This window comes from Ruoffia sp. FAM 24228, assembly GCF_045528575.1.
Lineage (GTDB): Bacteria > Bacillota > Bacilli > Lactobacillales > Aerococcaceae > Ruoffia > Ruoffia halotolerans.
The window spans coordinates 1-9,911 of record NZ_JBGQQZ010000078.1; the positions used below are offsets into that span (position 1 = coordinate 1).

At 36.6% G+C, this 9,911-nt stretch carries 9 protein-coding genes and 2 pseudogenes; 7 read left to right on the forward strand and 4 right to left on the reverse strand.

The window, feature by feature from the left end; all coding sequences use genetic code 11:
* From ACEN33_RS10925 to ACEN33_RS10940, 4 genes and pseudogenes are all read left to right on the forward strand, one after another.
* Positions 1 to 98 (forward strand): annotated as a pseudogene (locus ACEN33_RS10925) (IS3 family transposase); the annotation flags it as partial.
* A 427-nt stretch (positions 99 to 525) separates the two neighbouring features.
* Positions 526 to 861 (forward strand): hypothetical protein, encoded by a 336-nt coding sequence (locus ACEN33_RS10930; protein ID WP_407094215.1) that lies wholly within the window; start codon positions 526 to 528, stop codon positions 859 to 861.
* A gap of 121 nt (positions 862 to 982) precedes the next feature.
* The gene (locus ACEN33_RS10935) at positions 983 to 2,056 is read left to right on the forward strand and encodes an iron-containing alcohol dehydrogenase family protein (RefSeq protein WP_407094214.1); all 1,074 of its coding nucleotides are present in this window, start codon (positions 983 to 985) and stop codon (positions 2,054 to 2,056) included.
* 272 nt (positions 2,057 to 2,328) lie between these two features.
* Positions 2,329 to 2,595 (forward strand): transposase, encoded by a 267-nt coding sequence (locus ACEN33_RS10940; RefSeq protein ID WP_407095105.1) that lies wholly within the window; start codon positions 2,329 to 2,331, stop codon positions 2,593 to 2,595.
* A gap of 55 nt (positions 2,596 to 2,650) precedes the next feature.
* Here ACEN33_RS10940 and ACEN33_RS10945 read toward each other — a convergent pair whose 3' ends face one another.
* Positions 2,651 to 3,187, reverse strand: a complete 537-nt coding sequence (locus ACEN33_RS10945; protein WP_407095100.1) for a sigma-70 family RNA polymerase sigma factor — start codon at positions 3,185 to 3,187, stop codon at positions 2,651 to 2,653.
* Positions 3,188 to 3,306: 119 nt separating this feature from the next.
* The gene (locus tag ACEN33_RS10950) at positions 3,307 to 3,582 is read right to left on the reverse strand and encodes a helix-turn-helix transcriptional regulator (RefSeq protein WP_197105374.1); all 276 of its coding nucleotides are present in this window, start codon (positions 3,580 to 3,582) and stop codon (positions 3,307 to 3,309) included.
* A 954-nt stretch (positions 3,583 to 4,536) separates the two neighbouring features.
* Between ACEN33_RS10950 and ACEN33_RS10955 the strand changes: the two genes are divergently transcribed.
* Together ACEN33_RS10955 and ACEN33_RS10960 are read left to right on the forward strand one after the other, a co-directional pair.
* The gene (locus tag ACEN33_RS10955) at positions 4,537 to 6,003 is read left to right on the forward strand and encodes an FAD/NAD(P)-binding protein (protein ID WP_407095101.1); all 1,467 of its coding nucleotides are present in this window, start codon (positions 4,537 to 4,539) and stop codon (positions 6,001 to 6,003) included.
* 350 nt (positions 6,004 to 6,353) lie between these two features.
* A pseudogene (locus ACEN33_RS10960) lies at positions 6,354 to 7,307 on the forward strand (IS30 family transposase).
* 143 nt (positions 7,308 to 7,450) lie between these two features.
* Here the strand turns inward: ACEN33_RS10960 and ACEN33_RS10965 are convergent.
* Complete coding sequence (locus ACEN33_RS10965) at positions 7,451 to 8,344, reverse strand: alpha/beta fold hydrolase (RefSeq protein ID WP_407095102.1); 894 nt, start codon at positions 8,342 to 8,344, stop codon at positions 7,451 to 7,453.
* Complete coding sequence (locus ACEN33_RS10970; protein ID WP_407095103.1) at positions 8,341 to 8,952, reverse strand: TetR/AcrR family transcriptional regulator; 612 nt, start codon at positions 8,950 to 8,952, stop codon at positions 8,341 to 8,343. The genes ACEN33_RS10965 and ACEN33_RS10970 overlap by 4 nt, the downstream gene beginning before the upstream one ends.
* Positions 8,953 to 9,393: 441 nt before the next feature.
* On the opposite strand from ACEN33_RS10970, the gene ACEN33_RS10975 reads away from it, so the two are divergent.
* A partial coding sequence (locus tag ACEN33_RS10975) for a transposase (RefSeq protein WP_407095104.1) occupies positions 9,394 to 9,911 on the forward strand: 518 nt, incomplete at its 3' end.

The following is a 9,911-nucleotide window of genomic DNA, read 5'->3' on the forward strand; positions in this document are numbered from 1 at the left end:
ATTATGAGGACGTAAAAAAGCTCATTGAAGAGTATATGGATTACTACAACAATGAGCGTTACCAATGGAACTTAGCGAAGCTAAGCCCTATTCAATATTATCAGTTTTGTACTACCAATGTCTATCCTTTAGCAGATATTTATTCAACACCTGCATTAACGCACATCAGAACGATTGAAATTGAAGAGTAGCTGCACTCAAAATGTGGCTCAAATAGTCCTTGACTATAGGACCAGTTCATTCATTTGGCTTGAGTTGGGGTAACTCAGGACAAACCGTATCTCCATTTGGCTTGAGTTGGGGCAACTCAGGACAAACCACTCGTCCATGTGGCTTGAGTTGGGGCTACTTAGGACAAACCGTATCTCCATTTGGCTTGAGGTGCAAATTCTTCGGCATTTTTATTAAAAACAAATAAGCATATACCGTATATTATTTCTATTTTCTAATATTATGTAGTATACTATAGTAAACTAGTACCATTATTAAATTTTATCAACTATTAAATAGTAAGGGGTTAGTATAATGAAGAAAATTGCCCGTACCTTTGCTACTATTGCATTTATCTTAAGTGTTCTATATCTCATTTACCTGTATGTAATGATTGATCAGTCGGCGTCTGCGAATGAAATCAGTCTATCAGATCAATTTACTGTGCACATTGTTTCAGTTGGACTGGCATTTTTAATGAATGGTGTGGGCTTAGTCTTCAATTCGAGGAACTTCGTCTTAGCTGGCGCGTTTTTCTATGTTGTGGCCATCTTACAACTACCGGGAAACCTCTTCTTTGTGGCTGTGCAGGCACTCTTATCCCTTGTTGCATTCATTGTCGGAAAGCCGGAACGAGACCAGTTTATATAGAACGTCACCCTGTCTTACAGAATGAACAGCAGGAATCCGATCTTTAATCGGGTTCACTTGCCATATTTATTAAATTCCCCTATAATTAAGATTAAAAAATTATAATAAAGAGAGGGATTTAATGACTTTAACTGTAAACTTACCCAACTTTACCATCGGAGAAAATGCCTACGACGAAATCGCAACTTACTGTACGCCTTTTGGAAATAAAGTAGCAATTATCGGTGGTAAAAAAGCCTTGAAAGCAAGTCAAGACCGAATCTTAGATGCTATTACATCAACCGATCTAGAAGTTGTAGATACTGTTTGGTACGGCGAAAATGCAAACTTATCGAATATTGATCGCATCGCTAGCATTGAGTCAGTTCAAGAAGCGGATATGTTGTTCGCAGTCGGCGGCGGGCGGGCAATTGACGCTGTAAAATCAGCGGGGTATAAGTTAGATAAGCCCGTTTTCTCTTTCCCAACGATTGCTTCAACGTGTGCCCCAACTTCAGCAGTCTGTGTCTTATATGAAGATAACGGCGAGATGCACGGTGTTCAGCAAATTCCGCAACCGCCTGTACATTCTTTTGCGGATAGTGTTGTGATAGCAGAAGCTCCGACTAAATATTTATGGGCAGGGATTGGTGACGCAATTACAAAAGAAATCGAGGCGACATTTTCAGCAAGAGATCGTGAGTTATCTTTTGAAAATGACCTAGGCGTTAAAATTGTCCAAGGCTGTAATGAACGATTGCTTGCGAACGGAAAAGCAGCGATGGATGCAGCGAATGAGCACAAAGCGAGTCCTGCGATCGACAAAGTTCTTCAAGAAATAATCGGTACAACGGCCTTAACATCAGTGTTAGTTGATAATGACTACAACTCAAACTTAGCTCACGCGCTCTACTACGGAGCGACAGCAACTAAGTCTGGAGAAACGCACTTGCATGGCGAATGGACGTGTTATGGAGCATTGGTCTTACTTACAATGGACAAACAATATGAAACACGCGATAAATTATTTGAATTCATGAAGAGCATTCATCTATCTACAAACTTAGAGCAGTTAGAACTGACATCTGAGGTAGACTTCAATAAGATGATAGATAAGTGTATGACCATGGCTGATATCAAGGTTTCACCGTATGAGATCACACGTGAAATGGTCGTCAGCGCAATACAAGAAGTTGAAGAATTGAATAAATTGTAAAGAAACAGGCAGGTAACTTTTGAATCGGTTACTTGCCTGTTTGTTTGGTTCTAACCTGAAGGCCAGTCCGGAAGAGTTCATACAGGCCCTAGATGGAAAAAAGCCGAATGAATCGTCTACTTTTAGAAGATTCTTTGGATGAATAGCGCTTTTATACTCAGAAAATCGATCGACTCACTCAGGATATCGAAGTCGACTTCTAAGATGACTTTCTCACCGAGTACGGACACCTCTTGGAAATTCCAGGGATAAAATAAACTGGAGCCGCAACAATTTTAGGTGAGTTTGATCCTAAGGTCGATGCTTTTTCATCAGTGAATCACATAGCTTCTTGGGCAGGTTTATCTCAAGGTTCGTATGAAAGTTCTGGGATAAAGAAAGCCTATCGCACGACAAGAGGCAATAAGTATCTAAGGACAGCGTTAGTCGCCTGTGCCCAAAAACGATTAAGAATTGTCTATAAGCTATTAAAGGAATGGATCCATTACAATGCAGAGAAAGCACTAGGTCAGCAGCAACAGAGGCTAGTGCACAAATAGAAAGCCCCATTGTTTTTTAACAACGAGACTTCCCACAATCTAATTCAGTTATTTATTAATGATTCCCCTGCAACATGCCCTTCAATGGTATTAACTTCTCTTTTATCCGACTTTTGTACTTATTCATAATCTTACGACTTATTCCCAATTCATCCGCAATATCTTGACCCGTATATCCCCCCTGAAGCAAGTAGGCAAATATTTCTCGTTCTTTAACTGTGAGGACTTCATTCGCTTGTTCAATAAACACTTGAATTTCAGGGCTCAGCCCAAACACAAAGTCACTATGCAGCAATTCACTTAATTCTGAGACATCTGATCCGACGAAATCTGTGTTCTCTGCTGACTTTCGAATTAAATCCAAAGTATAACGATATAAACCTTGTTTCGCAAAGCCTAAGAAGCGAACAAGATCCTCTTTAAATGGATCCCCATCAAACTTATCTGCAAGGGTTAATAATTTCAAACGCAACTCCTGGAGATAATCATCATAATCAGCATGGATGCGTCGCATATTTACTCGACTTAAAGTCTTAAAAAGCAATGGCTCAAATTGTGACAATAACTTCTCATGTTCTTTCCGCGGATCCATTTATAAACCTCCTAATAAATGACAAAAGAAACAACCGACATTTACTATTATATACTCGATATGACTAAAATAACATATCAATTGGTTTATATTGAATGCCAATGAATTCACAAAATTATCTATAGTGACGGCTGCCCTTGGTCAAAGTCTCCTAAAGAATCTTTATCAATGTTTAATTGATACTCATGTGGAAAGAAGATCTGAACAAACTCATCGAAAGAGAGTTCCAACGCCCCAAAGAGTGCTCTTAACACTTCGAACTTAGGTTTTGTATGCCCTAACAGGATGTTCGAAATCGTCGAAGGCGACACTCCTATTTCATTTGCTAATTGCTGATTGGTATAACCACAAATATAGATTTTCTGTCGTAACCTCTTACGATCAATTTCATTCATTTTATGTTCCTCTTTTCTAAATATCTAGTATATGATTAATATTATTAATCTAAAAATAAGAATAAACTATTATAAAAGGTTAATCAATTGCTTTTCAACATGTTTACATAAAATTTACAATATACATTATTATATTGATAAAAATATAACCTAAAAAATATTTATCTTGGTGAAAAATATGAAAAAAATTTATTTCTCGGATCACAATATAGCGTATTGACTGCCCTCAGCATCTTTACAAGCTATCTCCCATAATTAGGTCTTTCCGAATTTCTTTACCCTCAAAAAGGTTTTCATACATAAATTATACAAATTGATTGGAATATTTTTGTTTAATAATTACCTAAATTATGAAAATTATGTTTTTAATCCATCTTTATTTTAATCTAATTTATTCCATTATATTTTTATAAACTTAAGTGACTTAACAATAAAGTTTTATAATTTAAATTATTTTTATTTATTTTTTTGGATTGTAAATTTTATGTAAAGGTGTGATGGGAGACCGATATGAGTGGCTGGAGTAGTGAGTGGTGATTATATGTAAAGTTGTTAGTCATTGATTGAGATGCATATATGGGTAGCCAATAAAAAATAAGACTTAGAATTTTGAATGAATTCATAGTCTTAACGAGAATGCCTTCATGAGGTTCCCAATTAATAGTTAAAGTACATGTAGTTTCATCTATAGTATTGCGAGTCGAATCTACAACTTTGTCCACGTTCATAGGACCATTATAAAGAGACGTGACGCACTGCTTTTTAGATTATCATTGTTTACAGACACTTTGGCTTTTCAAAGTACCCCCAATCAGTAGACCACCAACTTTTTATCACACCTTCCCTACTGGGCATAATTAATACAAATTTATCAATTGACTTTATTTCCATTTCTATAAGAAACCTTTATAATAAATATGAATATAAACAAAACGATGTTAAGAGGAGTATGATATGAGAGTCGCAGTTGTTGGCGGTGGGATTAGCGGATTTACCATTATTCGGAAATTGCTATCGCATCCTAATTTTAATAATGATTTAACGATTGATTTATTTGAGAAAGATGCTAACTTCGTGGTGGGAGCGCCTTATGGCAAGGATACGAAAGAAGCTATTATGAATGAGCATGCGCAGGATTTGAGTATTTTCCCTGAGAGTCCTGATGATTTTTTAGTGTGGCTTAGTGAGAATCATGTGGAGTACGCTAACAATGATGCTTTTGTCCCCCGTGAATTTTATGGTGATTATTTATTTGAACGTTTAAGTTATTTAATGAATTCTGAGAAAGTGAACATACACGAATCAGCCATTGTTGATTGTGAGATCGATGCAGAGCGCGATATTTACCGCCTTCAAGCAGATGATGGTCAGTGGCATGAGGATTATCAAACGGTTTTCTTCACAATCGGCCATCCTCCTTATGCGGATTATTATCATCTCGAAGGAACACCCCAATATATTAACAGTCCAGTTCCTATTGATGAGACGCTTGCTCATTTGCAGCCCGACCAATCGATTGGCATCATCGGAACAGGCTTAACAGCTTTGGATGTGGTTAAATATTTATTGAAACAACATAATTGGACGCACCCGATTCGATTATATACTCACAGTAATACTCCTTTTAAAACGGTGAAATTCTCCCGCTATCAAGGAGAAATTCAACAAAGTTTTTCAGATGAATGGATTGACTCGCATCGTAATCAAGATGGGTTCATCTCTCTTGAAGTGATGGTTGAAACGTTTTTAAATGATTTGAAGGCCAATAATATCGATTTAAATAGGCTCTTGGAATTATACGGCACAGGGTCTATTAGCGAAATCCGCTCTGCCATCGCGCATCCCGATATTTCTTTAGGAAAGTTGCGTCGCTATATTGTCATGATGACGATTTATTTGCCGGATCTATATAACACACTTACACCCCTTGACCGCGATCTTTACAAGCAAAATTACGAACGCGTCTTTATTCATTTTAGAAGACAAATTCCAGTCGAATCTTTAGCTTTTATCTTGGAGAATTTAGATCAAGGTCGTTTGGAAATTGTGACGAGTTTGAAATCTATAATTACCGAGGATGATTCTTATCAACTGGAAACCGAGAACGGAGAAAGTTATCATGCTGATTATCTCATTAATTGTACCGGTTTCCAATTTGATATCCAAAAGGCTTTAGCATTTGATCCATTAATCAAAAATCTCTACCAACGAGACATGTTAACACCTTACTATCGCGGCGGGGCGATGGTTACTTGGCCTGATTGTCAAGTGGTCGCGAGCAGAGGTTTAATGCCAAATATGTATCTCTTGGGGCATTGGATTTCTAAGATTCATTATGGAAATAACAATATTCACCTGTGTATTAAGCAAGCGGAGCGCGTTGCGGAGGGATTTGCTGCACAATATGGAAATGATGAATAGGTAAATGTAAAAGGGATTGGCCTCGTGATTGTGAACGAGGCCTTTTTTGATATGTATGGGGCCTCGTCACATACCACGAAGCCACTTTTTCCATTTTTTAGCTCCATCCGAATTCTCCATTCATTCAACTGCTCCATCAGACCTACCCGGCTCTCTCTCAAACGAATCGACGAGCTTCAGTGCCTCTTTAAAAGTTATATCACCCTTTATAACAAGTCAATTAATCTTTCTACCTCCTCTATACTTTTTATTGTACTTGAATTGTAAAATTAAGCTAGAAAAATAAATAAACCATCTGCGGTACACTCAAATCAAATTTCCAACCACGAAAATTAGAGGAGTGACCACAAATGGCCTACACACATCTTACCATGAAAGAACTCGGGTGGATAGAAACTTATTATGATATTGGCTATAAAGCCTATGAAATTGCGAAGAAACTGGGACGATCCAATCAACCGATCTATAATGTTGTCAACTTCCTAAAAGAAGGTGGAACGGTTCATGACTACTTGGAACGTTATACACAGAATAAATCGAAATGCGGCGCCAAGAAAAAAACATTGACAAGTGAACAGTCTCAATACGTTAAGCACCGAGTGGCTGAGGGTTGGACACCCGATGTGATCATTGGTCGAGGTGAAGTAGATCTTGGCTGTTCTATGCGTACCCTCTATAGACGATTTAAAGATAGTACGCTCTTTGATATAACGACGTTACCCATGCAAGGAAAACGAAAACCGAATGGCCATAAAGAAACGCGCGGGAAACAAGGGGACAGAAGAACGCTTGATGACCGAAAACAAGCTTATCCTTCTTACCACAATGAATTTGGTCATTTAGAAGGTGATACCATCATCGGTAAAAACCATAAGAGTGCCGTGATCACCTTTGCGGAAAGAGCGTCTAAGTTAATCATTGCTTTAAAGACACCCGGCCGGAAGGCCGAAGACATCGAGGTCACCTTGACCAACTGGTTTAAACAGCTACCCAAGAATCTTTTTAAGTCGATAACGTTTGACTGTGGCAAGGAATTTTCCAACTGGAAAAGTTTAAGCAATTAACAGGATATTTCTGTTTTCTTTGCAGATCCGGGCTGTCCCTCTCAACGTGGCCTCAACGAACATTCGAATGGGCTCTTGCGTAAAGATGGATTACCTAAACAAATGGACTTCAATGAAGTGAACCAAGCGTTTATTTCTTCGGTCTCCATTCGTAGGAATAAGATTCCTAGAAAGTCTTTAATTTATAAGACCCCGTTGGAGGTCTTTCTTGAGAATGTGTCTGGGTTAAATTATTTCTAGCTTAAATTGACAAACGAAATATTTATAAACTTAATTTTTACCATCAACCGTTGCTATAAATATTGTATGGATTTATTTGTTACTTTTGAATTCATAACGGTCATTGGATCTTAGAGAATAAAAAATAATCTCCTCTTATAAAATTACTTATTATTTTCTATAAATACATTAACTGTTTTTCTTACTTCTGCATCATTCCCCCTCAACATATGACCGCCACTTTTAAATATTTTCATAGTACGATTTGGAAATCTGCTTGATACATTCACCATTTTATTTACATCCGTTAGTTTGTCATCTTCAGCTTGCATTATCAAGACAGGTACCTTTAGTGATTCAATATTATAATCATCAAAATTGGCTGCCATATCTGGATTATTGACCTCGCTATCTAATTTTATGCCGATTTTTTTCTTATCAATTGGCAACATCGATTTAATAATATCTTTGTCCATTCCCATAAATTTATTGAATAATGGACTTAATAAGTACATAGGATAGTTATTAACTAATACATCTGGTGGCCCCTGTTTATAATTCACTTTTTCAACTTTTGACTTTTCAGGCATTGCCGATGAATATAAAATCAGTCCCTTACATCTTTCTGGATAATCTAAGGCAAATCTAATTGCTAGCGTTCCTCCAGCTGAAGCTCCCATAATAAAGACTTTATCTATATTTAAATAGTCTAAAAGTTCAACGTATGCTTTTGCTTGTTCTTTAGGAGTCCCATCACCCTTTATATCACTATTTAAGTATCCAAATCTTGAGGGCGCGATTATTCTCAGATTGTTTGATAAATTAGCTATATTTTCATACCCCTGATCAAATCCTCCAAATAAACCATGATTAGAAAGGATTATCTCACCCTCACCCTTATCTAAATATTCCATTTTTCCGTACGATAAATTTGCAATCTTAGGCTCATATTTCTCTAAGTTTTTATTCGCTTGTTCCAATGAATTATCCATGTTAATCTTCATAAACAATAAATAAAATAATGTGATAAGCAATATGAATTTAAATACCACTTTCATTTCTTTACCTCATATCTATCACAAAAATCGTTCATTATTTCTGATAGTTCTTTCTCTCCTTCATTAATGGACTCGATATTTGTATCATATTTCTGAATTAGAAAAAATATTGGAGTATAAAAATTTATGGCCATTGTTTGAACATCATCTTTTATAAAATAATCATTGTCCATTAGGTATTGAAAAACTATTTTTTGATATTCAATAGGAGATTTAATGAATATTTCCATATATAAATCATCAATTTCTTGATTGTTATATCGGTCTTTTAATAGCATCTTCCTGAAGTTTGAAGCGGCTGGATCCAATAAATGATACTTGAATAAATCTATTGCTATATTTATAATTTCTTCCCTACTTTTATCAGCATATACTTTAGAATTTTCTCCGTTTTTTGGTAAAGACAAATTTTCTCTTTTTTCTTCTAACTGGCATCTAAAATATTCTATGCAGTGACTAAAAATATCTTGTTTACTTTTATAATGCTTATAAAGGCTTGGTGCCTTTATCCCTACATTTTCTGCTAATTCATTTAGTGATATTTCATTGAAACCCTTCATAGCAAATAGTTTTAATGATTCTCTTAAAATTTTCTCCTTCGTCTTCATTCCATACCCCCTTATGCTAATGTTCATTAGCCAACTCAATTATAAGCTAATATTCATTAGCTTGTAAATAACATTATTTAGTTAAAATAAATTTAGCCAGCTCAATGAATAATTGAGTCTGGCTTTTTAGTTACTTATTAAATAAGATAGTTGAAAATATTGTTGTCGACTTTATCTGTTTTTGTTACAATTCCCATTCTTCTCATCGAGTAACGAAATGTTTCTTCTCGTCATATTTCTGTTCTTGATACACAGATGAGCCGTCTTCAACTCTGCCATCGCTTTTCGGTTCCAATATATATTATATTAACTACTATGGAGATTCAAAGTATTTTGGCGGATTTTATAATGAACTTAGCCATTTAAAATAAAAAAAACGCCTCGTGAATTCGATGTTATATTGAAGTTACCACAACTCTCAATAGACAAGGATGAATTCACATGACGCAAACCCATGATAACACAGTTTCACGCAAGGGAAAACACCTTTCCTACTCAGAACGTTGCCAAATCGCTATCCTGAAAAAGGAAGACTATTCCAACCGTCAGGTTGCCAAAGTGCTGGGACGTGTTCCGCAAACCATAAACAATGAGATTGATCGCGGAACCATCACCCAGTTAAAACGCCAAACGCAAAATGGAAAAGTGTATGACACCTACTATTCTGTTTATGACGCTGATGCAGGACAGGCCTTCTATGAAAAGCAACGACTGAACTGTGGCAGACGCCCCAAATGGGCGAACACAAATACCTTCATTGACTGGGCAGATGACAAAATGTTAAATGAAAAATGGTCGCCGGACGTCGTGGTCGGATTTGCCAGAAAACACACGCTGTTCGATTGTGCCATCATTCCTGGAACAACCGCTCTTTATCAATGGATTGACCGCGGAATCATGCGAACAAAGAACATGGACTTGCTTGAAAAACTGTCCCGTAAAATCAAAGCGGGCCGCCC

Bases quoted from the DNA above. Each gene is read 5' to 3' on its own strand.
- ACEN33_RS10950 (WP_197105374.1), bottom strand. From the start codon at position 3,582: ATGAATGAAATTGATCGTAAGAGGTTACGACAGAAAATCTATATTTGT.
- ACEN33_RS10955 (WP_407095101.1), top strand. From the start codon at position 4,537: ATGAGAGTCGCAGTTGTTGGCGGTGGGATTAGCGGATTTACCATTATT.
- ACEN33_RS10965 (WP_407095102.1), bottom strand. From the start codon at position 8,344: ATGAAAGTGGTATTTAAATTCATATTGCTTATCACATTATTTTATTTA.
- ACEN33_RS10970 (WP_407095103.1), bottom strand. From the start codon at position 8,952: ATGAAGACGAAGGAGAAAATTTTAAGAGAATCATTAAAACTATTTGCT.
- ACEN33_RS10930 (WP_407094215.1), top strand. From the start codon at position 526: ATGAAGAAAATTGCCCGTACCTTTGCTACTATTGCATTTATCTTAAGT.
- ACEN33_RS10945 (WP_407095100.1), bottom strand. From the start codon at position 3,187: ATGGATCCGCGGAAAGAACATGAGAAGTTATTGTCACAATTTGAGCCA.
- ACEN33_RS10935 (WP_407094214.1), top strand. From the start codon at position 983: ATGACTTTAACTGTAAACTTACCCAACTTTACCATCGGAGAAAATGCC.